Source organism: Enterococcus sp. AZ109 (genome assembly GCF_051714625.1).
Lineage (GTDB): Bacteria > Bacillota > Bacilli > Lactobacillales > Enterococcaceae > Enterococcus_A.
This window is the reverse complement of the sequence record NZ_JBIOSF010000001.1, coordinates 2,360,857-2,387,268: the sequence shown is the minus strand read 5'-3', so window position 1 is coordinate 2,387,268 and position 26,412 is coordinate 2,360,857. Positions and strand designations below refer to the sequence as shown.

24 protein-coding genes are annotated in these 26,412 nt (G+C 43.0%); 8 read left to right on the top strand and 16 right to left on the bottom strand.

What is annotated here, in order from left to right; genetic code table 11:
• Positions 1-76 precede the first annotated feature (76 nt).
• From IGI42_RS11515 to IGI42_RS11505, 3 genes are read right to left on the bottom strand one after another with little or no spacing between them, the layout of a single operon-like run.
• Complete coding sequence (locus IGI42_RS11515) at positions 77-1,021, bottom strand: 3'-5' exoribonuclease YhaM family protein (protein ID WP_438715984.1); 945 nt, start codon at positions 1,019-1,021, stop codon at positions 77-79.
• A complete protein-coding gene (locus IGI42_RS11510) occupies positions 1,018-3,654 on the bottom strand; it encodes an AAA family ATPase (protein WP_438715982.1) in 2,637 nt (878 codons plus the stop codon). Before IGI42_RS11510 ends, IGI42_RS11515 begins: the two co-directional genes overlap by 4 nt.
• Before the next feature lie 13 nt (positions 3,655-3,667).
• A complete protein-coding gene (locus IGI42_RS11505) occupies positions 3,668-4,852 on the bottom strand; it encodes a metallophosphoesterase family protein (protein ID WP_438715981.1) in 1,185 nt (394 codons plus the stop codon).
• A 206-nt stretch (positions 4,853-5,058) separates the two neighbouring features.
• Between IGI42_RS11505 and IGI42_RS11500 the strand changes: the two genes are divergently transcribed.
• From IGI42_RS11500 to IGI42_RS11490, 3 genes are read left to right on the top strand one after another with little or no spacing between them, the layout of a single operon-like run.
• Positions 5,059-5,562: a MarR family winged helix-turn-helix transcriptional regulator gene (locus tag IGI42_RS11500; RefSeq protein WP_438715979.1), complete on the top strand. Its 504-nt coding sequence runs from the start codon at positions 5,059-5,061 to the stop codon at positions 5,560-5,562.
• A complete protein-coding gene (locus tag IGI42_RS11495; protein WP_438715978.1) occupies positions 5,563-6,093 on the top strand; it encodes a flavodoxin domain-containing protein in 531 nt (176 codons plus the stop codon). It begins immediately after the preceding gene.
• Positions 6,086-6,460 carry an FMN-binding protein gene (locus IGI42_RS11490; protein ID WP_438715977.1) on the top strand — a complete coding sequence of 125 codons (375 nt, stop codon included), beginning with the start codon at positions 6,086-6,088 and terminating at the stop codon, positions 6,458-6,460. The genes IGI42_RS11495 and IGI42_RS11490 overlap by 8 nt, the downstream gene beginning before the upstream one ends.
• Before the next feature lie 58 nt (positions 6,461-6,518).
• On the opposite strand, the gene IGI42_RS11485 is transcribed toward IGI42_RS11490, so the two are convergent.
• From IGI42_RS11485 to IGI42_RS11440, 10 genes are all read right to left on the bottom strand, one after another.
• A complete protein-coding gene (locus IGI42_RS11485; RefSeq protein ID WP_438715976.1) occupies positions 6,519-7,340 on the bottom strand; it encodes a hypothetical protein in 822 nt (273 codons plus the stop codon).
• Positions 7,341-7,580: 240 nt separating this feature from the next.
• A complete protein-coding gene (locus tag IGI42_RS11480) occupies positions 7,581-8,378 on the bottom strand; it encodes a MerR family transcriptional regulator (RefSeq protein ID WP_438715975.1) in 798 nt (265 codons plus the stop codon).
• A gap of 68 nt (positions 8,379-8,446) precedes the next feature.
• Positions 8,447-8,911 (bottom strand): hypothetical protein, encoded by a 465-nt coding sequence (locus IGI42_RS11475; RefSeq protein ID WP_438715974.1) that lies wholly within the window; start codon positions 8,909-8,911, stop codon positions 8,447-8,449.
• 143 nt (positions 8,912-9,054) lie between these two features.
• Positions 9,055-9,957 (bottom strand): AraC family transcriptional regulator, encoded by a 903-nt coding sequence (locus IGI42_RS11470; RefSeq protein ID WP_438715973.1) that lies wholly within the window; start codon positions 9,955-9,957, stop codon positions 9,055-9,057.
• Between the two features lie 1,170 nt (positions 9,958-11,127).
• Complete coding sequence (locus IGI42_RS11465; RefSeq protein ID WP_438715972.1) at positions 11,128-12,483, bottom strand: TPM domain-containing protein; 1,356 nt, start codon at positions 12,481-12,483, stop codon at positions 11,128-11,130.
• 192 nt (positions 12,484-12,675) lie between these two features.
• Positions 12,676-13,152 (bottom strand): GNAT family N-acetyltransferase, encoded by a 477-nt coding sequence (locus tag IGI42_RS11460; RefSeq protein ID WP_438715971.1) that lies wholly within the window; start codon positions 13,150-13,152, stop codon positions 12,676-12,678.
• 135 nt (positions 13,153-13,287) lie between these two features.
• Complete coding sequence (locus IGI42_RS11455; RefSeq protein ID WP_438715970.1) at positions 13,288-14,100, bottom strand: MerR family transcriptional regulator; 813 nt, start codon at positions 14,098-14,100, stop codon at positions 13,288-13,290.
• Positions 14,101-14,259: 159 nt separating this feature from the next.
• Positions 14,260-14,988 (bottom strand): TraX family protein, encoded by a 729-nt coding sequence (locus IGI42_RS11450; RefSeq protein ID WP_438715969.1) that lies wholly within the window; start codon positions 14,986-14,988, stop codon positions 14,260-14,262.
• 74 nt (positions 14,989-15,062) lie between these two features.
• The gene (locus tag IGI42_RS11445) at positions 15,063-15,506 is read right to left on the bottom strand and encodes a hypothetical protein (protein WP_438715968.1); all 444 of its coding nucleotides are present in this window, start codon (positions 15,504-15,506) and stop codon (positions 15,063-15,065) included.
• Positions 15,506-15,715 (bottom strand): helix-turn-helix transcriptional regulator, encoded by a 210-nt coding sequence (locus tag IGI42_RS11440; protein WP_438715967.1) that lies wholly within the window; start codon positions 15,713-15,715, stop codon positions 15,506-15,508. The genes IGI42_RS11445 and IGI42_RS11440 overlap by 1 nt, the downstream gene beginning before the upstream one ends.
• A 196-nt stretch (positions 15,716-15,911) precedes the next feature.
• On the opposite strand from IGI42_RS11440, the gene aguA reads away from it, so the two are divergent.
• Positions 15,912-17,015, top strand: a complete 1,104-nt coding sequence (gene aguA / locus IGI42_RS11435; protein WP_438715965.1) for an agmatine deiminase — start codon at positions 15,912-15,914, stop codon at positions 17,013-17,015.
• Positions 17,016-17,154: 139 nt separating this feature from the next.
• On the opposite strand, the gene IGI42_RS11430 is transcribed toward aguA, so the two are convergent.
• Positions 17,155-17,928, bottom strand: a complete 774-nt coding sequence (locus IGI42_RS11430) for a helix-turn-helix transcriptional regulator (protein ID WP_438715964.1) — start codon at positions 17,926-17,928, stop codon at positions 17,155-17,157.
• 144 nt (positions 17,929-18,072) lie between these two features.
• On the opposite strand from IGI42_RS11430, the gene IGI42_RS11425 reads away from it, so the two are divergent.
• On the top strand, positions 18,073-19,434 hold the full coding sequence (locus tag IGI42_RS11425) for an APC family permease (protein WP_438715963.1): 1,362 nt from the start codon (positions 18,073-18,075) through the stop codon (positions 19,432-19,434).
• A 191-nt stretch (positions 19,435-19,625) separates the two neighbouring features.
• Here the strand turns inward: IGI42_RS11425 and IGI42_RS11420 are convergent, their stop codons facing one another.
• A complete protein-coding gene (locus IGI42_RS11420) occupies positions 19,626-20,495 on the bottom strand; it encodes a hypothetical protein (RefSeq protein WP_438715962.1) in 870 nt (289 codons plus the stop codon).
• A 441-nt stretch (positions 20,496-20,936) separates the two neighbouring features.
• Between IGI42_RS11420 and pflB the strand changes: the two genes are divergently transcribed.
• The 3 genes from pflB (at position 20,937) to IGI42_RS11405 (ending at position 25,628) form a co-directional block, all read left to right on the top strand.
• Positions 20,937-23,213, top strand: a complete 2,277-nt coding sequence (gene pflB, locus IGI42_RS11415) for a formate C-acetyltransferase (RefSeq protein WP_438715961.1) — start codon at positions 20,937-20,939, stop codon at positions 23,211-23,213.
• Between the two features lie 583 nt (positions 23,214-23,796).
• Positions 23,797-24,672, top strand: coding sequence for a DMT family transporter (locus IGI42_RS11410; protein WP_438715960.1), 876 nt, complete (start codon positions 23,797-23,799; stop codon positions 24,670-24,672).
• Between the two features lie 89 nt (positions 24,673-24,761).
• Positions 24,762-25,628: an aldo/keto reductase gene (locus tag IGI42_RS11405; protein ID WP_438715959.1), complete on the top strand. Its 867-nt coding sequence runs from the start codon at positions 24,762-24,764 to the stop codon at positions 25,626-25,628.
• 43 nt (positions 25,629-25,671) lie between these two features.
• Here the strand turns inward: IGI42_RS11405 and dagF are convergent, their stop codons facing one another.
• A complete protein-coding gene (dagF, locus tag IGI42_RS11400; RefSeq protein ID WP_438715957.1) occupies positions 25,672-26,412 on the bottom strand; it encodes a 2-dehydro-3-deoxy-phosphogluconate aldolase in 741 nt (246 codons plus the stop codon).

Sequence of the window (26,412 nt, the reverse complement as noted above, 5' to 3'; positions counted from 1 at the left end):
GAAAGCTTTAAACTTACTCTTCATGAACAAAAAGATAGGCGATGCATCCCCGAAGAGAATGCTCGCCTACTTTTGCTTACACATCTTTTGGTACGTAGAAACTGCGATTGTCCATGCCGAAAATACGCTCAGTATAGGTACCTGGCTCGGTATTTTTCACAGCACTAGACAGCATTTGCATCGACGCATCGATGTTGTCGATTTGGTGCAGAACTTCGGCTTCCATAATACGTGGGCGTACTGGTGAACCGTACTCCAGCAATCCGTGGTGAGACAAGACCATATGGCGCAAAACAACCACGTCTTCGTCGGCATCGCTGATTTTCAGCGCAGCGCAAGCTTTGTTGATTTCTTCATCCACTAAAACTAAGTGGCCGACTAAATTTCCCACGACTGTGTACTCAGTAGAAGTCGGACCTGACAACTCAATTACTTTTCCTAGGTCATGCAGGATAATCCCAGCATACAGCAATGACGCATTCAGCTGCGGATATTCCTTTACTAAGGATTTTCCGATACGCAGCATGGTCAAGGTATGGAAGGCCAACCCACCGGCAAAAGCATGGTGATTGCGTTTAGCGGCTGGGAACTCGAAAAATTCCTTTTGGTACTTGTTCAATAGGAATCGGACAATCCGGTTCCAGTGAGCATTGGTGATTTCAAACAAGGTTTGATTGATTTCTTCTTCCATCTCATCGCGGCGCAACGGTGCCCGTTCCATATAGAGACTTGGATCGCCTGGTTCCTCTGGGCGGGTCGTCCGCAGGTGCAGAATTTTCACCTGGGGATTGCCTTGATAGATTTCCCGTTTGCCGTTTAAGGAAACCACTTGGCCGGCTTTAAACTTTTTGATTTCTTCGTCAGAGGCATCCCAAAATTTGCCGTCTACAGTCCCGGAAGTATCTTGGAAGGTAAAGGCGATAAACTTCTTGCCATTTTTTGCTAGTCGGACATCGGCATTTTTGATTAACACATACATTTCAAATTGCTCGTCCACGGTCAGTTCTTTGATTTTCTTCATCGTGAATCTCCCTTCAATTCCCAAACTGGTTGGTGAAGCTCTTGATAATAGCTTACCATTTCTTGGTCAGATGACAAACAGATGATTTGATAATCTTGGCTAAATTCGGCAAAAAGCTTAGCCAATTGTCGTTTTCGCTGGTGGTCGTAATGCAACCAGCCGTCATCAATAATAATTGGACACCAAGGATGACTCTTCTGCAAAGCTAAATAGGCAAAGCGAATCGCCATGATTACCTGGTCTTTAGTTCCAGTGGATAAGCTGTAAACTGGTCGCTGATTCACCGTAACCGTACCCTCTGCAAAATCCAAGCGGGCTTGATCGTAATCCGTCAATAATTGGAAATATCGGCTGGCTTGCTTCATTAGTTCCGGCAATTGCTGTTCAGACAGTTCCGTGGCAATATCTTGCAATAATTGACTTTCTAATTTGGCGGCGGCGTATTCCTTCAATAATTGAGTCACCACGGCTTTTTGTTGGCTGACCTGCTGATACCAGGCATCTAGTGTTCCATCGGCTTGCATCTGATCAATTTGCAGCCGCAAACGTTGCTCTTGTTCCTGCAATTGCCGCAGGGCTTCTTGGTTGGTTTGCTGCTTCTCTTTTAAGATATGCAATTGATCTTGAATTGTATCAAAATCAATTAGATTTGGAAAAAGTGGTGCCACGGTTTTTTCAAGATCCTTTAAGCGCTGCTGCTTTTGTGCGGTCTCCTGTTGTCTTTGCAGGAAGATCGGGACTTCCGATGGATAATGCAGCCCTAATTGCTGCAGCAAATGCTGATTGACGCTTAGTAAAATCTGCTGCTGTTTCTTAGCCTCGTTCATCCGCTGCTGCAGCATGGTGTTTTCCTGATAGGTTTGGGCGAAACGGATTTGTTCCATTTCTTTGGCGTATTGCTCCAAGGCAGTGAACTTATCGCTAATTTTTTTTTCCTGCAACGGCAGCCATTCTTGTAGGAAGGTAAATTCCTGCTCCTGCTTTAACAGCTGTTGATGGATGTCCTGTTGCTTAGTTCGCCAGCTGCTTTGCTGCTCCTGTTGAGTGAGAAATTGCAACGCCGCCTGATTCACCTGCTGGATCTCCATTTCGGTTTCCCGCAGCGGTAATTTCCGGCGTTGTAATTCCTGTTGAACTTGTTGGCGCGCTTGTAATCGGCGTTTGTCTAAGCGAGCAAAATTCGTTTGCAATTCGGCTAACTGACCTTCGTAAAGATCCAGCTGGCCTAATTTTTCCTGCCAGGTTTCTTTGCTGGCGGTGGTGTTTTTCTTCATTAAACCTAGCACGCCGCTGATGGCTGCCAGAACAACTAGGCCGTAGCGCCACGGAACCGGTAAAAAGAAAGCTAGAACTAAGGCCAATGCTGCCGCCACAAACCACCATGGCTTGCGTTTCGGCTGATTGAACAATTCTGGGTGCTGCTTTTCGTATTGGTTCAGGGCTTTTTCCGCCTGATCCCGCTGTTCTTGTACTAGTTGCAAACGGATTTTTTGTTCCTCTGCTTGTTTTTGCAGCTGCTGCAACGGAGCCAAAAATTTAGTGACAGCAGCGTTGTCAGGAAATGGTTGTGGCGCATGGGTTGCGCTCCAGCCAAAATGGTCGGCTTGCTGCTGGGCTAATTGAACTGTCAAACGCTGTTCTTCATCTAATAAACGCAGAACCGCCACCTTTTGCTCCAATAATTGCTGGATTTTTTCTTCGTTTTCCAAATAGAAATAGTATTTAGCCGAATGCTGATCCATTCCGCTGTGACGCTGCAATGCCTGCTGCAGCTTCTCCAGCTCCTTGTTCAGCTGCTGATACTCTTGATAAAACTCCTGCAGCTGGGCCAATTCCTCGGGACTGCCCTGCTGGCTTAAATCAGCTTCCTTCAGATCTTGGTATTCGGCATAGTTGTTCCAGTTCAAGCGTTGCTGCTCTAATTGCAGCTGTTGCTGCTGGGCTTCGTGGTTGGCGGCTTCCTGTTTGCTGACTTGTTTTTGCAGTTCGTCGGCTTGCCGTACCAAGGACTGGAAGTCAGCTTCCTGAGCTTCCTTTTGCTGAATTTTCTGCTGCAGGGTTTGTAAGCTTTGCAAGGCTTGATTCAGCGTTTGTTTCCGACCTCGCGGTTTATAAATCGTTTCGTATTTTTTTTGGAGGGTATTTTTCTTTTCAAACAGCTGGTTGCTGCCGGATAATCCCAGCGAAACTAGCGCATCATGGAGGGCATCCTCCTGTAGATATTCCAGCTGCTGCAGCTGCTCCTGCTGGAAGGTGAAGACCTGCTGAAACAATTCTTGATTCAAAGGATACAGGATTGTTTCCAACAGACTTTCGTCTCCGGTCTGGCCGTCGACAAGCTGCACCGCGGCTTTGCCTTTGTTTTTGCTTTTGTAGCGTTCGATGGTTACTTGTCCATATTTTTCCGTCATTAAGGTTAAGCGGCCGCCATAGCCGCTGCCGTCTTCTGGCGTATAGTCATGGCCTTTTTTACGTTTATTGGGGAAGCCAAAAAGAATCGCCTGAATAAATTGATACAGGGTTGATTTCCCGGCTTCGTTCAAGCCGTAAACCAGCTGATTCTTCGGCTCAAATAAAAAAGTTTGCTGTCGCCATTTGCCAAAGCCGGTGATTTCTGCTTTTTTAATCCACATGTGCATCCCTTTTCTATTCGTCGTTTTTTAGCGCTCGGAAGCGATAAGTGTCTTTCACGGTCTGACTCAGTTGGCTAACTACTTCAGTCTTAAACTGCTGGTTCAACAGGGGATGGATCGCCGGATTCTGATCCAGCTCCTGCAGCAGCTCTTGAAAAACAGTCGGTTCTTGATAGGTGGCAATCAACTGATCCACCAGACTTTCTTCCACTGCCAAATACGGCCGTTCCTCCGGTGCATCGGCCAGTGTCAGCTGCCATACAAAAATATGCTCCGGCAATTCTTCCTGGATGGCCAGGCGCAGTTCATCGGACGCCGCCTGATAAGCCAACTCGGCTCCCAGCGCTTCCCCATCGGTTAATTCGATTTGCAGCAAAGTGGGCTGGGTAATCTGCACCTGATCCTTGACTGCTTGGAAAAGCTGCGGATTGTTGCGGACCCGCGCCAACGACACCTGCTGCTTCTGCCAGTGAACCGCGGCGATTGCCACCGAGCGAACCGTGGTGCTGCCACCAGTATTTTCAACTATTTTCACGCCGGCCAGCTGGGTTTCCTTTTGGGTATGTCCCTGCGGCGTTCCCGGATAAATGATCCACGGCTGCTCTGATAAAATTTGCGGCACATGAATGTGTCCCAGCGCCCAATAGTCGTAGCCCTTCTCCATCAATTTCGACACAGTAAAGGGCGCGTAAGGTGCCTGGCCCCCATGGTACATGCCGATTTGAAAAACGTCGCTATTTTTCGTGGGAAATTGATCAATCATTTCCTCTTCGATTAATGGATGCTGGAAGCTGAAGCTGGTGATGGCCGCCTGCTCGCCTTTTTTGGTGGTGAAGCGTTTGGTTTCCACCGCTTCCTGGGTAAACAACACCACGTTGTCGGGAAAGGTAAACCAGTAACGCTCCGCCTGGTAATAATCGTGATTGCCGAAATTCATAAAAACCGGAATTTCCGCTTGGTTCAAGCGCTCCATTTCAGCAAAGAAATAGCGCTGGGTTTTCAGTGTCGGACGATTTTGGTGAAAGGTATCGCCGGCTAATAAAACAAAGTCCACCGCCTCTTGAATGGCGGTATCGACTAAATTGGTTAACATGTTTTGATTTGCTTGTAATAGGTAAGGTTGAAAGCTTTCTGCCACTTCAATCAGACCTTCAAAAGAACGGTCCAAGTGCAGATCTGCTGCGTGTAAAAATTTCATGATTATGCCTCCAATCCCATCTATTTTACCACAACAAGGCGAAAGTTTGTTCGTATAACTGATGGAAATTGCTATTCTTTTTGTTTTATTAAAAAACAAATACCTGCTTTCTTTTCCATGAAAAATTAAGGCCTGAGTTGTATGTATTTACTAGGAAAATCTGTTATACTAGATTTAGTAACTAGTTACTTAAAAAGGAGACGCTTATGGATATTAAACAGTTAATTGAAGCCTTTAGTAAAACCCGCGATTCCCAGCAGCGAGCGATCTTTTCCAGCTTGTTTATTTTAGGCAATCGGCTGCAGACCTCTTTTGATAAGATGGACCCGGTGGTGACTTTGAAGCAGTTCATGGTCTTAACGATGGTGAAGAACGGGCCCGAAGAAGGCCTGACATTGACCCAAGTAGGAGAACTGTTAGGTAGCTCCCGCCAAACCGCCAAAAAGCTGGCCTTGTCTTTGACCAAAAAAGAGTTAGTCAGCCTCCAGCAAAGCCCCCAAGACAAACGGAAAACACTGCTGACCATCACCAACGAGGGCCGCGAGTATTTTGCCAAGGTGGCAATGCTCCACAACGAAGCTCTGAATCAGCTGTTTGAAGGGTATTCCGATGAAGAAATTGCTGCGTTTTTCAAGATTTTCATGAAGCTCTACAGCGGCGCAGAACGGTTAGAAGGATTTGAGCAGAAACAAGAAGCGGAGGAAAACTAAATGGAAAAGGCCGCTGTGATTTACGGCTCCCACTACGGCACAACGAAGCAGTACGCAGAATGGATCGCTGAAAGTCTAGAAGTTCCGGTATTCGAGGCCTCCAAGGTCAGTAAGAAGCAGCTGCAGGAGTTTGAAATGATTATTTTCGGCGGCGGGCTTTATGCCAGCGGGATTAAAGGCTTCAAGCTGTTGAAGGAGCATTCCGGGAAAAACTTGGTACTGTTCACCGTTGGCTTGGCTGATCCTCAGACCACTGATTACCGTCCGATATTGACCCAAAATCTCAGCCAGCAGCAACTGCAAAATGCTAAAATTTTCCACCTGCGGGGCGGCATTGATTATGGGCAGTTGTCAAAAATCCATCGAGGAATGATGGCCTTCAAGAAAAAAGACGCAGAGAAAAAGCGAGAACCCAGTGAGGAAGACCGGCAGTTTTTGGCTACTTATAATCAACAGATTGATTTCACCCATCGCCAAGCGATCGAACCTCTCGTGGACCATGTCAAAAAGGAGCTGAAAATTCATGTCTAAACTATTGATCGGTCTATTTACTATTCTGGCTTTAGGCTTTCTGATTTCCTTTGCTGCGAATATGTACACAAAATCCGTGGTCAAGGACACCGAAATCGCGGATATTGATGTGTCGGAAATGGCGGATGGTACGTACACCGGTGAGGCTGCGATCAAACCTGTGATTGCTAAGGTCGATGTAACGGTGAAGGATGGTAAAATTGCCGCTGTTCAAATTCTGGAACATCAAACCGGCTTAGGCAAAAAGGCGGAAACCCTTGCGGCCGAAATTGTAGAAAAGCAATCCCTAACCGTCGATGCGGTAAGCGGCGCTACTATGAGCAGCCGGGCAATTGCCAAAGCTTGTGAGAATGCATTAAACGAATAACTCTTTAGCTGAAAAAAACTGCGGGCCACCTTATTCGAGGTAGTGGCACGTAGTTTTCTTATTTCTGGCAGCCTTCACAATAATAAATCGTACCACCCAGGTAGCTGGCCTTTTGAATCTCACCTCCACAACGTGGACAGGGCTGTTTGTAAGTCTTACTGGAAAGGATCGTTTGATAGCCGCCGGGTTTGCCGTAAAAATCTTTTTCAGTGTTGCGACCGCCTTGTGCAAGTATCCGCTGGAGCACTGACTTCAAGGTTTGATACAATTGAAGGATTTCCACCTCTGATAAGGTATTGAGCTTTCTTTTCGGCAACAGCTCCGCCGCAAATAGAATGTCATGCAAGGTACCATTGCCCAATCCCGGAATCCGTTGCTGGGTTGCCAGAAAACCTTTCAAGCTGATGGTTGGTTTGGTGGCCTCCACTAGCTGCTGAAAATACTCCTGCGTGAAATATTCGCTTAGGGGACTCGGCTTTTCTTTGGCCATTTGAAAATACTCATTGCCCGCAAACTTTTCGTGATAAAGCATTATGGCACCATACATACTAACGGAGCAGGCCAGCACCATTCCATTGGTAAAGGTCAACGAAAACTGATATTTCTTCGGCAGCTTGCTGCAGTCAACTAACCAATAAAAATTGAGCCCTTCACTAAAAGCCAGGCAGCAGTGACCGAACTCCAGCGTCATAAAACTACCAAAGGCCCGAACTTCTTTGATGATTTGGTTCAAAAGAAATTCTTCGTAAGCCTCCTCTTCCGCCGAAAAGAAAGCAAAGCGATGGGTTGAATTCCCAAAGCTTACCTCACTAATGGTCTTGCCCACTAGCTCTTTTTCCATTTGAATGCGAATCACCTGCGCCTCACAAACCTCAATCATTCTATCTCCCCCTCCCGGTAAGCAATCAATCGTCTTCTAGAAATAATTGTAAACGAATTCCCAGAGATTTTATAGAGGGCTCGCAAAACTGTTGAAACCTACAGAAGACAAAGCAAAACCAGACTGAAGTTGTCCCTCAATCTGGCTTTCTGAAGAAATAACGATATAATTAGCGATATCCTGGAATTTTTAGTATTTAGTCATTGATGCTCCAGCACACACTCGCTGGAGCATCTTCTTTTATTCCTTAATAGGCACAATGATCTTGGTCTGATAACTATCAGGATTCCCTTTAAAAAATTTCCCCGGCCCTTTCAAATACACTTCCCGCCAAGGCGTCTCCAAGGTTAACTCGTTGGCCTTCGCGTAATCGATTAACGCTTTGTAAGCTTCGTTCAATCGCTCATAACTTCCCACATGGGTCGTGCACAGCGCTCGACCAGTAGGAAAATTCGTGATCTTCAACGCATCCGAATCAAAGATCTTTTTAATTGGGACACCTAACGCCATTTTTCCGGTTTCGTTGACTTCCTCATCAAAATACAGACAAAACGGTGCACCGCTCCCGCGACCTTTGACCTCCTGGAACAACTGGCCGGTGTACTTGCCGATTTCCTTGAAAGTTCCTTCGAAATACAATAATGCGACTTTTTCAGCAGGCAACGTTTCAACACTCATCCTATAATCCATTTGTCTTCGCTCCCTCGTTTCAGTATGTTTCAGGAGGTCATCCATTTGCTGGATCAAAGCCTTTTGTCGGGCAATTTTTTCCGCTAACTGTGTTCGTTTTTCTGCTAAAAAGGCTGCTAAGTCCTCTTCTTCTAGCTCATGAGCCATCACTTCTTTAATTTCAGCAATCGAAAAATCAAACTGCTTCAGCAGCAAAATCAGCTCTGCCTTCGCCAAATCTTCGTTGGAATAATAGCGATAACCGTTCCCTCCCCGTTCTGAAGGCGTCAAAATTCCTTCTTGATCATAATAGCGCAGCGCCTTGGCGGTCAGCTTTGAGATTTTGGAAAATTCACCAATTGTATACATGGAATCTCCTCCCTATATAAAACTATAGACCTTCCCCTATAGAGGAAGGTCAAGCGGTTACGATAAATTTAGTCTTTTTTGATTTCGTCAATTGAATCGGTAATGATCCAATCGTCCATATTCTTGCCCCGTTTGTAGACGAAAGGTTCGATGGCTTCCAGATGGTCAATTTCATAAACCGCCAAATATTTCTTGCCGGCCCAACGTTCGTATTGCTTTTTCGATAGGTTTAATTCTTTTTCGTACTGCTGAACAAAAGCCGCTGATTCTTCTTTGGTCATTTTCTCGCTTTCGACGACCTGAGTAATCATCCCACGATGCGTCACTTCCAGGCCACCACCAGTTTGAACAAAATAAGTGATGTCTCCTACCTTTGCCCGTCCCCCTAGTGGCGACTTTCTGCCGGCTGCTCCGCGGATGATCATTGATTTTTCTTTATTCAACAGCTTCTCTAGCTCTTTGCCTTCTTTATTCAAATAAACCAAGTGCTCCGCTTGGCCTTCTCGTTTTTGATACCATTGGCTCACTGTCATGTTTAGTTCCCCTTGCCTCTTTAATATAGTATTCATTTTTTCTAGAAAACTAGAATATCCCACTTTTACCATAGTGGCTTCTGATCTTAGTCCCTCAGTTGCATTCGAGGGTTAATTACAGCTAAAAATAAAACTGGCAACTTTTAACTATGCTTATTAATGATGGGCAACCAAATTTCCAAGCATGCCTTGTCCTCTAAACTTACATAAGTTTCTAGTTCTGGACCTTCGCTTCTTTGATAATGCGTTTGCGGCAACCAAGTGCTAAAAATCTGCTGCTGCAATCGGTGATACGTATTTGAAACATTTGTGGTGACCTGATAATCATAGGGTTCACTGGTAAACACCGCATAGGTTTGCTTGGGAATCGAAAAAATCGGATAGCTGCTGGTCTGCTCATTAGCCAATACAAATCCTGTAAAATAATTCAGTTGGTTACTAGCTGGAACTTGCGGATTGGCAACTGCAAAATATGGTGCACGATTTACGCCAAAAAAATGCTTATTAGTGACTATTGTTTTCGCAAAATTCCGTAACTTTCCATCCCCAAAAAATTGTTCCCACTGCTTTCCTGTATTAGTAAATAGTTCTTCATCTAGCATATAGCTATTCATTTTGCCTACGATCTGAAAAGCCGGCAGCTGTTCTATGCGGTAATTCAGGGTCTCTCCACCGACAATTTGAATATTCAAACGAACCGGCGGAAAAAAATTGATGTTTGCCTGTTCATCCTTGGTCTGTGTCGGTGTTAATCCGTGAAAGTTTACAAAGGCACGATGAAAAGCTGACCGATTGCCATAGCCACACATTTCGGCAATTTCATCAATGGTATGCTTTTGCTTTCTCAACTGATTCACGGCTTCTGTTAACCTTCGATTCCGAATATAGTTAGTAAACGAATAGCCTGTCAAATACGTGAAAAAGCGATGGTATGTGTATTCGGCAAGCAATGCCTGCTTCGCTAATTGTTTTAATTCAATTTCTTCAAATAAATGTTCTTCAATATAGGCTAATGTGGCCGTAAAACGTTGAATATCAGTTGCCATGCCTACCTCCTATTTTGATGTCTTGCATTTATCTTAGCACATCAAAACAGCGCTTTACTTAAAAAACTCTATTTTTTCTTCACCGAAACTTAGAGATCGATCGCCTCAACTTGCCAACAACTTCTAAAACTAGACTAGTAACAAACTAGTAACAAATAAAAGCTCCTTTCAAATTCTTCATTTCTCCTTTTTTATTTACTATAACAAGATATTTGTGAAATTCATGTACCCTTTTCCAAGCAGAAAATGCAATACATTATCAGATTCACTGACCAAAAACCTTGCACTTCTAGCGCAGAAATTAAAAAAAAGACACCTACGAAAAGCGCAGGTGCCAGACATCACAAATCTACTTTTTGGAAATGCTTAGCCGACAATCTATAAGCAAATAAATTAGCGATGACATACAGAATGATTCCCGTAATTAGGATAGGAATCTGACAGAATAACACTGCCGAACTCATCCCATCCAGCCATTTGAAGGCAGGAAAATGAACGAGTACTTCTATTACAGTCATGATGATAGTCATAGGAATCATAGCTAAAATAAATGCTTTTCCAGCTTTATAAGCAGTTTTAAAAAAAAGTTGCTAAAAAGATCAAACTGAATATGGCGTATAGTAAAAAGCCCATTCTATAAAACGCTACGTTCGCTTCAAGTCCAACCGGATTACCATCTGATAACAATCGCGTTCTCAAGAAGGTAAAGGCAATGAGATCACTATTTGAGTCATTTCATTCTTCTCACTAGTCTGTCTCAAAATTACTTACCGACTGATCCACACTGTCCAATGCAGCAATTCATGAACTAGTCTATTACTTTGCCCATTTGCTATCGCTGAGTAAGCGCCTTTAATTCTTCCCAACAATTTAATTTTTAGATAGTTGGCATTCAAGTAGTTCAGTCCAACTAAAATATTTTTTTCTGATCATTCATACTTTCTCCCATCTCTTATGTAAGTATCATAAGCAACAATCATCGAAACGAACACCAATCAACAGGAACCGGATATGTTCGCTTTAGTTATGTTGCCTCTTATAAAAAATGATGAACATACTTTGTCTTGCACTTTATCTTAAAAACTCGTAGCTATTTCATCTAAATCATGTATAAAAAGGAGACAAAACAAACGAGACTCTGCATTAAAAGGCTCGTTTGTTTTTTTGCTATTACCAGCTTCCAGATGCGCCACCACCGCCGGAAGATCCACCACCAAAGGAACCCCATGAGCCGCCACCACCAGACCCACCGGAGCTGTCAGAATGATTATCTGGATTATATTGCGAGGCTAAGTAAGCTGTAGTAATCACGTCACCATTGTAACCATACAAGGTGTCGCCGACTAAAATCCGTCCCATTGAATGCTTTTCCGCCTTCGGGTACTTCGCCAGGATTTTTCCGCGTTTCGCTGCATTTTTTACTTGCTTTGCGGACCAAATTGTTCCTAATTCAATCAAAACCAAACCATAAAAATCTGATCTTTTTAACTTTGATAAAAGAGCTCTCTTTTCATTTGAATTTCGCCCCCGGTGAAAAGCTTCTTGTTGTTGAAGATAGTCTTGGTAGTACTTTTTCATAACTTTTCTACCCCTAGCGCTACTCAGCAACATACCTATTAGGCTAATCAAGACAACACCAGACAGAACAACCGGTAGCCAGTAGAACAGCTGACTATTTTGCTGCGTCTTTTCTATATTAGCAATTTGCGAGTCTACTAATGCTGTTTTTGAATTCATCATTTCAAAAACCTGATCGAGTACTTGGTTAACACCTTGGTCATAATCTTCATCACCAAAAGCATCCACTACATCGCTATCGTTTACAATGTCATCGGCTGTTGCATCGGGTATTAACCCTTCCAAACCGTATCCTACCTCTAAACGAAATTCACGATCTTCCAAAGCAATTAGATACAAGACACCATTATTCTCGTCTTTATCTCCAATTCCCAGTTGATTGAAAATCTTTTCGCCATAAGATTCAATACTTTCGCCTGAAGGCAGTTCTGGAATCGTCACCACTTGCAATTGTGATCCTTTAGTACTTGCTGCTAGTTGTTTATTTAGGTTGTAGATCTTTTTCTTAGTTGTTTTGTTAAGCATATTGGCATTATCAGAGACAAAAAGATTATTTCGATTCAATCGAATCGAAGCATCTGTGCCCGCTATTTTGACCGTATACATGTCCGCTTTTTCTGGGTAGTCATTCAAATTTGCTAAATTGTTTTCTAACACTTCAGCAAAATCTCCAGTGGCTACCTCTTTTTCACCAGAAAGAATAGCTGCTCGTTCTTCCTCCCAGTTAGCAATTTGTGCTTCATAGCTTTGTTTTTCCTCCACATGTTGCTGATAGTTAGCTGGTAACAGTCGCCATGTAAAAATAGCCAAACATAAGATTCCTAAAATGATTAAGATGGCTTGCTGAATTCGAGTCCTCTTTTTTATACGCTGCATAGCTTTATCAGCCTTGAACGTGATCTTTTCAAATTCGCGCTGGTGTTTCTTTTCTTCTGTTTCGTTTTTCATAGCAGTTCCCTACTTTTTCTTCTTTTTAACTATTATACGCAAATTTCTTTTCCTAAAGAAGGGACTTCCGACTGAAATGTGAAGAACGCTAGGTGCCAGTAATATTTCTGCAACCGATCGATTGATTGAAAAAAATCTACATTCTCTATAAAAAAAGTTCCAAAACAGCTGTCTGCTCTAGAACTTATCTGGTTAATTTAGTTTGCATACCATAATATATTCACGATCATGTTCATCGACAGTTTCAAAACCAAGCTGCTTATATAGCTTCAGTGCATAGTTATCTTTTTGAACAGACAAAGATGCCTGACTATAGCCGGCTTTTTCTAAATAAATCACCATCGCTTTCATCAACGAGGTACCAATCCCTTGTCCTCGATACTTTGGTAAAAGAGAAATCGCAAATTCTGGCGTTTTCTGATCCACTGAACCGAAGCCATCCATGATTCTTACCCACACCGCACCGACAATTTGTTTATCCACCTCCGCACATAGACAATAATCATCTGGCAGCTGGCCGAAATCCTTAATGTACACATTCAATTCGGAATTTTTTATTTCATCTCTGGGAAGCAAATTTTCTGAATCCTGCTGAAAAATCGCTTGATACAAAAATTCTTCTAGTAACGGGTACTCTGCTGGTGTCATTTCTCTGATGGTTGCTTTCATAATGTCCTCCGATTATTTTTAATTTGAATAATCAGCTGTTTGTCCACACATAGTCCCATCCCCTTTTTCTTTAAGCATACCATCAAACCATCAACCAAGACTAGCGCCCTCTACCATAGAAGACGCTCATTCAGATTATTTACTTACCACAAAGGCAGCTTCCGTTACCCAGTTTTCCGGATTCGGGTCCTGCGCTGGCGAAACATGGCTGATATTGATCATCGGACCGATGACTTTATAGCTATTGGCTTCGATCCATTCCCCGATCGCCTGAGTAACCAACGGCATTTGATCAAAGCTGCCGCTGAAGGTGACTGACGCCATGGTAAATCCTGGTGCCTTCATAAAGTTCGCGGCTTTCGCTTCCGGATATTCCCCAACTACTGCGGCTTGAACCTCGACATCGGGATTTTTTTCTACATATTCTTTGTCGTGAAAGATCGTCATATACAACGGCGGCTGAGCAATTTTGGCATTCACTTCCTGCATCCCTTGCTGAAGCTTCTGCCAAAGATCTCCTTCCAGTATGTAGTCGGCAATCACGCCCCGTACGCTTAATACATTTCTTTCGGCTACTTCTTTTACTACTACATTATATTTAGTCATTTCAATTCCTGCTTTCGTATTTTGTTTCAGCAAGGAGACCATGCGCTGCTTCTTCAAGAGATCATCCAGATCATCCTGCAGCTTCTCCTCTTGTAAGGCATAGTGTCGTTCTAAAAAGGCTAAATCATCCGTCTCAATAATTTCTTTAATCGTCTTTAACGGCAAACCAGTTTGCTGCAGCAGCTTGATCTGGTTCAAGCGGGACAGCTGACTGGCTGAATAGTAACGATAACTCGATTGGGTATCGATTTTTTCCGGTATCAATAAACCCAATGACGCATAGTGATCCAGTGTGCGAACTGTAGTGTTAGATATTTTTGAGAATTCTCCGATTTTAAACATGTTTTTTAGCTCCTTTTTTCGTTCTTGCTAGCTTACTTATAGTATAGAGTCACACGTAACGTGGGAGTCAACACAAATAAAAAACTTTTTTGCTGAACGTAAAAAAGCAGACAGAGATCAATCGGAAATGATCCCTGTCTGCGATAAATTGAATACAACTTAAATAAAAAAACGAATTCCTACCAGCACCAACAAATGAATCGGATAAAACCAATAAAAGCCCCACTTCATCCAAGCTGGCGAATACCCTCGCTGGCCGTTGTAGGCAAGCAGCAAAGGAATCACTAGTAATAGCCCTAATCCTGAAAGCACCTCATACAAGGGAATTTGTCCAGGAAGGCTGACATACATAAGCCCCATCATGCCAACTAAAAAAGCTGTCGTGTAAAGAACCGGAATGATTTTCCCGATCCTTTTTCCCCGCCATTTGTAAAACCCGAAGATCAGCCAAATACCAATCAAATTCCAGTCGGACATTACCGTGGCCAGCGAAAACAGAATTGCCAGACCTACCTGCAAGCTGGTACTTTCCACCTTCTCACAGGCCATCATCAGCAGCAGCCCCATCAGCAAAGTGAAGAAAATGTTGTTCACTAACTCTCTGGCACCAAAGGAATGATTGGAATAAAACAGCAAATGGAACGGATAGATGGAGACTAGCCAAAAAATCGCTAGTCGACCGGCATACTTCCTTCGATCTCTGGTGTAATGAAACCCTTCCACTAATAAGTAGCCCATAATCGGGAAGGTCAGCTTTCCGATGAACTCTGTGAAAAAGTACAGCGCCTCTGAATACTGAGCGATCTCAAAGCCGCTGCCAATATGATTCAGGGTCATAGCAATAATTGCGATTACTTTTAGCTTAAGGCTATCGATTGATTTAGTCATAACGCAACTCCTCCTACTAAAAGTATGGCACAGATAACTGCTCATGACCTCCAACCTTAGTCGTAGAGGTTTAGCTAATATCGGAAAGCATTGGCCACCGCTGACGCTAATCCTTGAAGGTCCTTCCAGAAATTCAACTCCTTATACCGGAGACGATTGAGGAACAAAATAATACCAAACGCTCCTAGATCAACCCCGAAAGATTCTAAATGCGTTCTGGGCTTATCAAACGCATAAATAATCAGCCCAGGTTTAACTAGTACGTTAATATCCTGCCCGGTCTTCTCAAAGTAAATTTCCCGAACAAGCATTTGTACTAGATGAAGAATAAGAATGAACACAAAGCTTACAGCTAATGCATTTACAAACGTTTTATGCTCTAACTCGTCATTCTCTTTGGCAAGTGTTTTGATAATATATGCAACAATAGCAAAAAATCCATAGGTCGCAAAAAACAAAATAATTAACAAAGGAATCATAAGTAGCTTACTTCCTCCATGAACACTAAAAAAACCCATCACGTTTCCTTCCCTTCCAAATAAAAGATTTCCTCAAACGGCAGTTCAAAATACCCGGCAATTTTCAACGACAGCTCCAAGCTAGGGTTGTACTTCCCCTTTTCGATGGCCGTCATGGTTTGTCGTGAGACCCCCACAGCTTTTGCCATCGTGTTTTGCGGGATGCCGCGGGCCTCACGAATTTCTTTGATATGATTAATGACTTTCATAATGCTTCCCCTCAGTAAAGATATCTTTACCTCATTATACTGCATATCCTCTAAAAGTAAAGATACTTTTACCTTGTTAGTCTACTTGATCCCTACTTCATTTCGATGATCTCGGCAAATACTTCCCTTAACTAATTTATTCAATTAGTTGATTAGCCGTACACTTGGGTCAACAAAGAACGAAGGAGTGGCAAAAATGGCAAAATCAATTAAAGACAGCACACCGAAAAAAGACGGCTTCCGCATGCCGGGAGAATTTGAAGAGCATGAATGTTCCTGGATTATCTGGCCGGAGCGGACCGACACATGGCGTGATGGCGGGAAACCTGCTCAGAAAGTGTTTGTGGACGTGGTAGAAAAAATGATTCCTTACGAAGAAGTGCGGGTCATCTGTTCAGCTGGTCAATACGAAAATGCCCGGGCGCGCTTACCAGAAGAAGTTCGTTTAATTGAAATGTCCACCGATGATTCTTGGGCACAGGACAAAGGTCCCTTCTACGTGATTAATGACAAAGGCGATATTCGCGGGGTGGACTGGGGCTTTAATGCTTACGGCGGTTTGGATGAAGGCTTGTACTTCCCATGGAAATTGGATTCCCAATTCGCCCAAAAACTATTAGAATTAGAAAATATCGATCGCTACGATGCTACGGCGAAGATGATTCTTGAAGGCGGCGCGACGCAGGTGGATGGCGAAGGTACATTAATCATTACTGAAAACAGCGTCTTCAACGACAATCGTAACCCAGGCATGACTCGTGATGAAATCGAAGAACTGTTGAAAGAATACATGAACTTAGAAAAAGTCATTTGGCTGAAAGACGGCATGGCTTTTGACGAAACCGACGGCCACATCGATGATGTTTGCTTCTTCATCAAACCAGGTGTCATTGCCTTGTCTTGGACCGATGACGAAGAAAATCCGCAATACAAACCGTTGAAAGAAGCCTACGATATCTTAAGCCAAGAAACCGATGCAAAAGGCCGCAAGCTGGAAATTCATAAAGTGCCAATTCCAGAAATTCTTTACATTTCGGAAGAAGAAAATGCCGGAATTGATATTAGCGATACCGCCGCAACGCGGGAAAGCGGCTTGCCTTTAGCGGTGACTTATATCAACAGCTACATGATCAATGGCGCATTGGTGGTTCCACAATTTGACGATCCAATGGATGAAGTTGCTTGCAAGATGTTTAAAGAATTGATGCCCGATCGGGAAATTGTACGCATCTGGAGTCGTGAATGGTCCCTATGCGGCGGAAACATTCACTGCATGACTTTGCAAAAACCGAAACCTTAATTAGAAAGTTTTTTCCAATACGCCCAGTTGATTGCCGATAAAGATAGTTTGAAAAGCCAGAGACTCTTAGAAAGACTTCGTAAGCAGCTTCCAATAAAAAATGGCCGCTGAGGATATCCAATAATTCTCAGCGACCTTCTTATGCGAATCGTTCGTTGGCTAGCAAAGCCACCAGCTGATTGCGATTTTTGCAGTTGGTCTTGCGATAAATATTGGCGGCATGCTTGCGGACTGTATGGACACTGATGTACAGCTGCTGGCTGATTTCCTCAATATTTGCCGCCGTACACAACCAGCGGACAATCTCTTTTTCTCGTTCAGTCAGATGATATTTATCCAGCGGCTGCTCACCGGTTTGATCCACTAAAATCGGTAGACCATGAGGATAAAGCTGGGTCAGCTTTAAGGTGAAATGCGGTTCTAAAACAGTCAGTATCTCCAAATTCTGTGGGGTGAAATCACCCCGTTCACGGGAGTTGAATAGATTAAGGGAACCATAGGGTACATTTTCGCAAACAAAATTGATTCCGGAGCTATAGTACAAATTCATAGGCTTCAGCCACTGATTGTATAACGGTGTCTGTTCTCGAACCTCATCGGTGACAATTTTCGAATCGCAATAGACCACTGAATTTTGGTGAAGGGAGAACATCCAAGACACATAGTCACCATAGATAAAGGAATCAAAATATTCTGCTAACTTTTCTTGGCTGATGGTTAAAGACATCGGGTTGAAATAGCGAGTCTGATTTTTTTCCACACGAGCCAAATCGAAAAAGGAGCAATCGGATGGGACTAGCTCCGGAAGCTTTTCCAAGGTAGTACGGCGCAGCTTGTCAATGGATTCTGCCTGATAAATTGTATAAATGAAGGTATTAATTGTTTGCCATAATTCACTAGGAAGTGTCATCATTTATGACCTCCTGTCGTTTTTCTTGATTATACCACTCTGTCTGATGATTGTTGGAGAGTAATTCAGGAAATCGCGAAAAAATACGCAGGCGAGAGCCACTTCTGACGTGGTAGCGTGCCTGATTTAGAAAGGAATGAATAAACCATGGAAGAGAAAAAAGTGAGCCTGGTAAAAAGTATTTTGTTCACGATTTGCAGTGTCTTAGTATTGGATTCCTTTGTTGCCTCATCAGCCATCGGGGTTTCCTCCATCACAATCTGGCTGATTACTACGGTGCTTTTCTTTCTGCCTTACGGACTGGTGACTGCTGAGCTTGGCAGTAATTATCCCGGTGACGGCGGAATTTATTTATGGATTCGCCGGGCCTTTGGTGATAAAATCGGCGTGCTGAATGGCTGGTTCTACTGGGTCAACGTTGCCTTCTGGATGCCGGCGGTTTTTGTGGCCTTCTCCAGCTGGTTTTCTTACGCTTTTATGCCTAATGCCAGTCCGGTGTTTCTAGCTGGCTTGGCTTTAGTCATGTGCTGGTTGATTGTGTACATCGGGATTCGCGGGGTGGATTTGTCGGTGACGGTGACCAATATCGCCGCGATTTTCAAAGTAGGGGTTCTATTGATTTTTGGTTTTATGGGGATTGTCTATGCCATCCAGCATGGGACCGCCAATGATTTCTCGGCGTCATCCTTCATCCCCACACCAGGAAATACCGTTCGCTACATCTCTGTCATCATTTATAACCTGCTGGGCTTTGAACTGATTGGTTCGATTGGGAGTCAAATCGACAATCCCGGCAAAACGATTCCCAAAATGACCGTGGTAGCCGGCGTAATTATCTCCGCACTATACATTTTCGGGACCTACGGGGTGTTAGTTGCCATTCCCGCCAATCAAATCGATACGGTAGATGGGTTCTATTATGCTTTGTTGGAGCTATGTAAAGTCTTTGGCAGCATGCAAATGCCGATCTTTTACGTAATTATTTTAGTATCCATGAGCACCTTGATTTCCAATATGGTGTCCTGGACTCTCGGAGCCAACGAAGTCTTTATCGCAGCGAAATTGGATCAGCGGAATCGTTTCTTGAAACACCGTAGTGCAAAATACGGTACCCCAGACGGTTTGTATTACTTCATGGGAATCGTGGCTACTTTGCTGATTATTATCAATTACGCCACCACCGGAGATGCTAATGCGATTTTTTGGACGATCTTTTCCTTTAGTGTCATTATCTTGATGATTCCTTATCTCTTCATGTTCCCAGCAGCTATTATTCTGCGGAAGAAAGATCCCAACATGAAGCGGATTTATCAAGTGCCTGGCGGCATGACTGGTCTAATTATTTGTTCCGTTCTAGGAGAAGCCTGCTTGATTCTAAGTATTATCCTGATGTTTGTGACAGCCGAATCCAGCTTTGTCATTGGCACCTATGTTGTAGGAACAATCATCACTCTGGTTTTGGGCATCTGGCTTTATCGGTCGAAGGAACAGCTTCCAGACGAAACTTAACATGCCTAAAGAAAGACGATCACCAACGATCGCCTTTCTTTTTTTGTCAGTCCTACTTTTCGCAGTTTATAAAGATAGAAGACAATCCACCAATTATTCCAACTACAAAATGATACGAAATGTCTAGTAGGATGATATGCGTACGAAGATCAAACTCATTTTTCCGGGTTTTGGAAAAATGAGTTCTTTTATTATGAGTTAGCTGCTTCAGCAAACAGATAGTGAATCCATTCGGAAGGCTTGCGCCGAGTTTCGAAAGCTTTATAGCCTTTGTGACCATAAATATAGTCGATTTTCCACTGCTGCGGGGCGGCTTCTTTTTCCTTCAATAAAGCTTTCAGCGGTTCGGCTCCTTCCTCATCCCACAGCTGACGTTTATGAACGATATAAACCAAATCCGTCAAAGAAAGCATATACGCCTGCGGAAACATGATATCGGTGATATGAGCACTAATCGGCTGCTGATTCGATAAACGCTGAAACATTTGATGCCGCAGCATATACTCAGTTCCTTGCTGGATCAGAGCTTCAACTTCTGCATCTTGATGCTCCGTATATTCTGCATAAGTGATCAAGGCTCGAACCGTTTTACCGATTCCGATGTAGCAAGGGACACTTCCCATGCAGCCCCCGTGCTTGCAAATTCCCTTATGAAGCCAACTGGTCAGTTGATTCCGTTCAAGGACTTGGTAGCTTTTTATCCAGTGCAATGCTGCCTGTACTTCGAAAGAATTGACTTTACCTAACCGCGTGTAGGCCTCCAGCAGTAGCGCATTGTAGCAAGGAACAATATAATCCATTTGTCCGGTATAGGAAAAGCCCTCGGCTGTTGCAATTTTCTCGGTTACATAAGCCAGCAACTTTTGGGTGTAGGGTAGTCGTTCCGCAAAAGGAATTTCCGCTAAACCAAGCAAACGGAAAAGCGCAAACAACCGATTTTCTTCCCAATCCTTCGTCAACTTCTTTACAATCGAAGATGCCGCCAACAGCTGATGGATTTCCTCGTCACCTACCTGCTGCTGCTGATCATAGGCCCTTCGCAATTCTAACGCTGCATCCATTTCATCCCCTCCACTTCTGATACCCCAATTATATCAGGTACTCTAAACGATTTCTCTTTGACAAAAGGTTCACAAACTTTATCACCGTTTCATTATTCCCGCAACATTAAATTACACTCGTTATCATTAGAAAGCTATAATAAACTGTTATACAGTATGTGTATCTGTTATATAAAATTAAAAGAAAAAGCACTTTTTTTCGATAAAACGCAAAAAACAGTGGATAAACAGTATCAATATCTGTTATACTCACGGTATCAAGAAGCGCTTTCTTCCATACTTAATGCGGTCACTCCATTTGCAATTAACCAATCTAATTGATAATCCACTACAGGATAAATGGATGGTCAAAGACAATTGCAGCTGAGTATGCCGTATGACTCTCAGACTAATTTTTTGAAAAAATAATTAGTTCCACACTCAACAATAAGGAGAATTTCAATGCAAAACAAATTACAATTTGAACAATGGGATGGCTTTACTCCCGGTAAATGGCAAAAAGAAGTTAACACATTAGACTTCATCAAACGCAACTACACTGAGTACACTGGTGACGACAGCTTCCTAGAAGAAGCAGCACCAAGTACCAACAAACTATGGGATAAACTACAAGAACTATTTGAAGTTCAACACAAAAAAAATGGCGTTTACGACATGGACAGTGATATCCCTGCGACGATTACTTCTCATGCACCTGGCTACTTAATTAAAGAAGAAGAAAAAATCGTTGGTTTACAAACAGATGTACCATTGAAGCAAGCCTTCATGCCTTTCGGTGGCATTAACATGGCCAACAAGGCTTTGGAGTCCAACGGCTATGAAGTTGACGACCAAATGTCATTTATCTTCAGCAAATGGCGCAAAACTCATAACCAAGGTGTTTTCGATGCTTATACTGACGAAATGCGATTAGCTCGTAAAAATAAAATCATCACTGGTCTTCCAGATGCTTACGGCCGTGGCCGTATCATCGGTGATTACCGTCGTGTAGCATTGTACGGAATCGACTTCTTGATGGAACAAAAAATGAAAGACCACAAATTGGTCGGCAACAAAACAATGACCAACGATGTCATTCAATTACGCGAAGAAGTTGCGGAACAATACCGTGCGCTAAAAGATTTGAAAGAAATGGCTGCTTCATACGGCTTCGATATTTCTGTACCAGCATCTAACGCAAAAGAAGCCATCCAATGGTTGTACTTCGGTTATCTTGCTGCCATCAAATCTCAAAACGGAGCAGCTATGTCTATCGGACGTATCTCTGCTTTCTTGGATATCTACATCCAACGCGATCTTGACCGCGGCTTGATTACTGAATTTGAAGCACAAGAATTAATCGATCACTTGATTATGAAACTACGTATGGTGAAATTTGCGCGTACACCAGAATACAACCAATTGTTCTCTGGTTACCCAATTTGGGCTACTTTATCAATCGCTGGTATGAACATGGATGGTTCTTCACTAGTTACGAAGAACGACTTCCGTATCTTACACACATTGACAAACATGGGACCTTCACCAGAACCAAACTTGACTGTTTTGTACTCTTCAAAATTACCAGAAGGCTTCCGTACTTACGCAGCGAAAGTTGCTAAACAAAGCTCTTCTATTCAATTAGAAAATGACGATCTTTTACGTGAATACTGGGGATCAGACGATGCAGCGATCGCTTGCTGTGTATCTGCGACAGTTATCGGTAAAGACATGCAGTTCTTTGGAGCTCGTGCCAACTTAGCGAAAGCAGTTCTTTACGCAATCAACGGCGGTGTGGACGAAATGACTCACATGCAAGTTGGACCAAGAATGCGCCCAATGGACGGCGAAACTTTGGATTACGATCAATTCATCCAAAACTACAAAGATATCATGGACTGGTTGGCTGAATTGTACGTAAATACTTTGAACGTGATTCATTACATGCATGACAAATATGCTTATGAAGCACCTCAATTGGCTTTAATGGATACTGACTTGAAACGTACTTTTGCGACTGGTATTGCAGGTATCTCTCATGCGGCTGACTCATTAATGGCGATTAAACATGGTAACGTAAAAGTTATCCGTGACGAAAACGGACTTGCTGTGGACTACATTCCACAAAACGAGTTCCCAACTTACGGAAACGACATCGACGAAGCAGATGAAACAGCAAACTGGATCTTGGAATACTTCATGGCTCAAATCAAACGTCAACACACTTACCGCAACTCAACACCGACATTGTCTCTATTGACAATTACGTCAAACGTTGTTTACGGTAAAAATACTGGTAACACACCAGATGGACGTCGTGCTGGTAAACCATTGGCTCCAGGCGCAAACCCAAGTTACCAAGATGGTAAATTCTTAGGTGAGAAAAACGGCTTATTGGCTTCATTGAACTCAACCGCTAAATTGAACTATTCTTGTGCACAAGATGGTATTTCTGATACGCAAACGATCAATCCAGGTGCCCTAGGACGTTCTGATGACGAAAAAATGCAAATTGACAACCTGCGTCATGTTTTAGATGGCTACTTCGACCGTGGCGGTTACCACTTGAACGTTAACGTCTTCGGCCGTGAACTGTTGGAAGAAATGGACAAAGACATCGACAACCCTAAATACGCAAACTTCACCATCCGTGTATCAGGTTACGCTGTTAAATTCCGTGACTTAACACCTGAACAACGCCGCGACGTAATCTCAAGAACTGACCACCATTCATTATAAGAAATAAACTAACCGCTGGAAGAGCAATCTTCCAGCGGTTTTTTGCCAGTTCCACTTTTCGCAGTAGGTATAGTTAGAAAGAAATCAGACAAATGATCAGCTAACTACGATTCGTGTTGTCTAGTGGAATGGTAAGCGTATGAAAATAAAACTCATTTTTCCCGATCTTGGAAAAATGATTCCCTTATTAATGAGATAGCTGCCAGTCGTGCTTTTCGCAGTAGGTATAGATAGATGAAGAAACTATTGGTTTCTACTTTAACCTGATACAAGATGTTTAGCACGATGGTATGCGTACGAAGATAAGACTGATTTTTTGTGGGCTTAGAAAAATCAATTCACCTATAATGAACTAGCTGCCAGTTCCACTTTTCGCAGTTTAATATGGCTCGAAAGATTTCTAAAAATCAAACACGTTCTTTTAGTACGTGCTGTCTAATGGAATGGCATATAAGACTGACTTTTCATGATATAGAAAATCAATTCATCTATAATGAGTTATCCACCAGTATTTTTAAAACTTCCCTCCTCTCGCCAATCATTTCATGCTAAAGTATAAGGTGATGAGAGGAAGGTTAAAGTCATGAACAAAAAAAGCTACCATTTCTACGCCATGGCCACGATTTTATGCTGGTCTATTTCTTATGTGCTGTCCCGCTACATTATGGACGAATTTTCTGCCTATTCGATTTCTTTTTTGCGTTACATTGTCGCTTCTATCGCACTGATTGCGTTGGCCCCGATTATCAAGCTGAAGAAAATTGAGAAGCAAGACCTCGGTTGGATTCTGCTAACCGGAACAATTGGTTTCTTCTTATATATGATCGCTTTCAACAAAGGCCTAGAAACCGTCAATGCCACCACCGGCAGTGTGATTATCGCCATGGTGCCGATGATTTCTTCGATTCTTTCTAACTTTATTTACCATGAAAAACTAACGAAACCCCAATGGTTCGCCAGCTCCCTTTCTTTTATTGGGGTATTGTTGATCACATTGCTGCCTGGCGGCTTTACCATCAATTATGGCTTGCTTTGGTTTTTCGGCGCAGCTTTTTGCATGAGCTTTTATAACTTACTCTCAAGAAAGTTAGTCAAAAAATACCAGGCCATCCAAGTAACCACTTTTAGCATTTTTGCCGGAACGATTTTATTGTCGATCTTTTCTTTCAGCGCCTTCCGGCAAGTTCAGCAAGCGTCCGGGTTGGCGATTTTTTGCATCATTTTGATGGGTGTCTTTTCCAGCGCGGTAGCTTATGTCTGTTGGGCCAAGGCTTTTGAACGAGCTGAAAATGTTGCTTCGGTGAGTAATTATATGTATTTAACGCCTTTCTTTACTTCTATTTTGGGCATTATCATCATCGATGAAGTCCCCGGTTGGTCAACCATCATTGGCGGTATTTTAGTTTTAACGGGACTGGTCCTATTCAACAGTAAACGGTTCAAAGCGGTAGAGAATTAAACTTTTTTCCAACATCGACAGCTTAACCCTTGCCTTAAAGTTAGGGTTAAGGTTTATGATGGGTTATAGATGAGAAAGAAGGAATGTACATGTTAAACGAAACATTTACTTTATCAAATGGAATCACAATTCCGAAGATCGGCTTCGGTACCTGGATGATCGACAATAGTAAAGTTGCAAAAGATGTTAGAGACGCCATTAGTGTCGGCTACCGTCACATCGATACTGCACAGGCATATGCCAACGAAGCAGGTGTCGGTGAAGGCATCCGCACTTCTGGTGTGGACCGCAAGGATCTTTTTGTCACTACCAAACTAGCTGCGGAAATCAAAAATTATGAAGATGCGGTGGCTGCTATTGATGAATCTTTAGCCAAAATGGATATCGACTACATCGATATGATGATTATTCACAGTCCGAAACCTTGGGCGGAATTCAAAAATGACGAGGATCACTTCTTTGAAGGAAACTTAGAAGCGTGGCGGGCATTAGAAGAAGCTTACGAAGCTGGCAAACTAAAAGCAATTGGCGTATCCAACTTTGAACAAGTCGATTTGGAAAATCTGTTAACAAATGCCAAAGTAAAACCAATGGTTAATCAAATTTTGGCTCATATTGGTTATACACCAATAGACGTGGTTGAGTTCTCTCAAAAGAACGACATTTTAGTGGAAGCTTATTCCCCAATCGCTCACGGTGCCATGATGAGCAACAAAGACATCACCACTTTAGCTGACAAATACGGCGTGTCGATTCCACAATTAGCAATTCGTTACTGCTTGCAGCTGGATTTGTTGCCACTGCCAAAAACTGAAAATATCGACCATATGAAGAACAATGCCGACGTTGACTTCACGATTTCCCATGAAGACATGGAAACCTTGAAAAATATCGGCCGCGTGGATTACGGTGAACATACCAAGTTCCCGGTTTTCGGCAAAGCAGCTGATAAATAACTGCCAAAAAGCGACTGAATGTTGATCATTCAGCCGCTCTTTTTTATTTCAACGTATTCTTCATCATTTCCAGCAAGGTTTTCACATCTTCCACCCGCGTATCGCCGGTTTCTTTGTCAATAATCGAGCTGTACACATGAGGGATAATTTTCTTCACGCCAGCATCCACGGCAATCTGCACAATTTCCTCAAAGTTGCTTAAAGCAATTCCACCAGTCGGCTCTAAATAGAAATCATACTTGGCACAAGCTTCAGCCACCGCCTGATATTCGTCCCGATGAGCCAACCCCTTCATAGGAAAATACTTAATTGAGCTACCACCCATGTCCTGCAGCAAACGGATCGCTGTTTCAATTGGCACAATCGCTTCCGAAGCCTTCGAACTCAACGGTCCGGTAGCAATGTTCACGTACCCCACTTTGCCAGTTGGTGAAACCAACCCGTTAATGACCGTTTCCGTCTGACCCAGCAAAGCCCGAGATGTGCCCACACCAGTAAAGACTTGATTCACATGCTGCGGCTGTAAAACCGCTGAAATCCGTGAAACCATTTGGCTTTGATTTGGATCGCCAGCCCCCAAACCAACTGATAAAGCATTATTGGTGGCTGCCTGATACTTCTTCATATCTTCAATTGCCGAAGCATCATCGGGATAATTTTTCGATAATACCCCTAAAACAACGTGACCTTCAGCTGCCTCGTAGCACTCTTTGGCATTTTCCACTGAATTAGCTAGTACATTTAAACAAATTCGTTCCTCTAAATAATTAGGTGTTAATGACAT

Excerpts from the sequence above, each read along its gene's own strand:
- IGI42_RS11515 (WP_438715984.1), bottom strand. The coding sequence starts at position 1,021 with ATGAAGAAAATCAAAGAACTGACCGTGGACGAGCAATTTGAAATGTAT.
- IGI42_RS11510 (WP_438715982.1), bottom strand. The coding sequence starts at position 3,654 with ATGTGGATTAAAAAAGCAGAAATCACCGGCTTTGGCAAATGGCGACAG.
- IGI42_RS11505 (WP_438715981.1), bottom strand. The coding sequence starts at position 4,852 with ATGAAATTTTTACACGCAGCAGATCTGCACTTGGACCGTTCTTTTGAA.
- IGI42_RS11500 (WP_438715979.1), top strand. The coding sequence starts at position 5,059 with ATGGATATTAAACAGTTAATTGAAGCCTTTAGTAAAACCCGCGATTCC.
- IGI42_RS11495 (WP_438715978.1), top strand. The coding sequence starts at position 5,563 with ATGGAAAAGGCCGCTGTGATTTACGGCTCCCACTACGGCACAACGAAG.
- IGI42_RS11490 (WP_438715977.1), top strand. The coding sequence starts at position 6,086 with ATGTCTAAACTATTGATCGGTCTATTTACTATTCTGGCTTTAGGCTTT.
- IGI42_RS11485 (WP_438715976.1), bottom strand. The coding sequence starts at position 7,340 with ATGATTGAGGTTTGTGAGGCGCAGGTGATTCGCATTCAAATGGAAAAA.
- IGI42_RS11480 (WP_438715975.1), bottom strand. The coding sequence starts at position 8,378 with ATGTATACAATTGGTGAATTTTCCAAAATCTCAAAGCTGACCGCCAAG.
- IGI42_RS11475 (WP_438715974.1), bottom strand. The coding sequence starts at position 8,911 with ATGACAGTGAGCCAATGGTATCAAAAACGAGAAGGCCAAGCGGAGCAC.
- IGI42_RS11470 (WP_438715973.1), bottom strand. The coding sequence starts at position 9,957 with ATGGCAACTGATATTCAACGTTTTACGGCCACATTAGCCTATATTGAA.
- IGI42_RS11465 (WP_438715972.1), bottom strand. The coding sequence starts at position 12,483 with ATGAAAAACGAAACAGAAGAAAAGAAACACCAGCGCGAATTTGAAAAG.
- IGI42_RS11460 (WP_438715971.1), bottom strand. The coding sequence starts at position 13,152 with ATGAAAGCAACCATCAGAGAAATGACACCAGCAGAGTACCCGTTACTA.
- IGI42_RS11455 (WP_438715970.1), bottom strand. The coding sequence starts at position 14,100 with ATGTTTAAAATCGGAGAATTCTCAAAAATATCTAACACTACAGTTCGC.
- IGI42_RS11450 (WP_438715969.1), bottom strand. The coding sequence starts at position 14,988 with ATGACTAAATCAATCGATAGCCTTAAGCTAAAAGTAATCGCAATTATT.
- IGI42_RS11445 (WP_438715968.1), bottom strand. The coding sequence starts at position 15,506 with ATGGGTTTTTTTAGTGTTCATGGAGGAAGTAAGCTACTTATGATTCCT.
- IGI42_RS11440 (WP_438715967.1), bottom strand. The coding sequence starts at position 15,715 with ATGAAAGTCATTAATCATATCAAAGAAATTCGTGAGGCCCGCGGCATC.
- aguA (WP_438715965.1), top strand. The coding sequence starts at position 15,912 with ATGGCAAAATCAATTAAAGACAGCACACCGAAAAAAGACGGCTTCCGC.
- IGI42_RS11430 (WP_438715964.1), bottom strand. The coding sequence starts at position 17,928 with ATGATGACACTTCCTAGTGAATTATGGCAAACAATTAATACCTTCATT.
- IGI42_RS11425 (WP_438715963.1), top strand. The coding sequence starts at position 18,073 with ATGGAAGAGAAAAAAGTGAGCCTGGTAAAAAGTATTTTGTTCACGATT.
- IGI42_RS11420 (WP_438715962.1), bottom strand. The coding sequence starts at position 20,495 with ATGGATGCAGCGTTAGAATTGCGAAGGGCCTATGATCAGCAGCAGCAG.
- pflB (WP_438715961.1), top strand. The coding sequence starts at position 20,937 with ATGCAAAACAAATTACAATTTGAACAATGGGATGGCTTTACTCCCGGT.
- IGI42_RS11410 (WP_438715960.1), top strand. The coding sequence starts at position 23,797 with ATGAACAAAAAAAGCTACCATTTCTACGCCATGGCCACGATTTTATGC.
- IGI42_RS11405 (WP_438715959.1), top strand. The coding sequence starts at position 24,762 with ATGTTAAACGAAACATTTACTTTATCAAATGGAATCACAATTCCGAAG.
- dagF (WP_438715957.1), bottom strand. The coding sequence starts at position 26,412 with ATGTCATTAACACCTAATTATTTAGAGGAACGAATTTGTTTAAATGTA.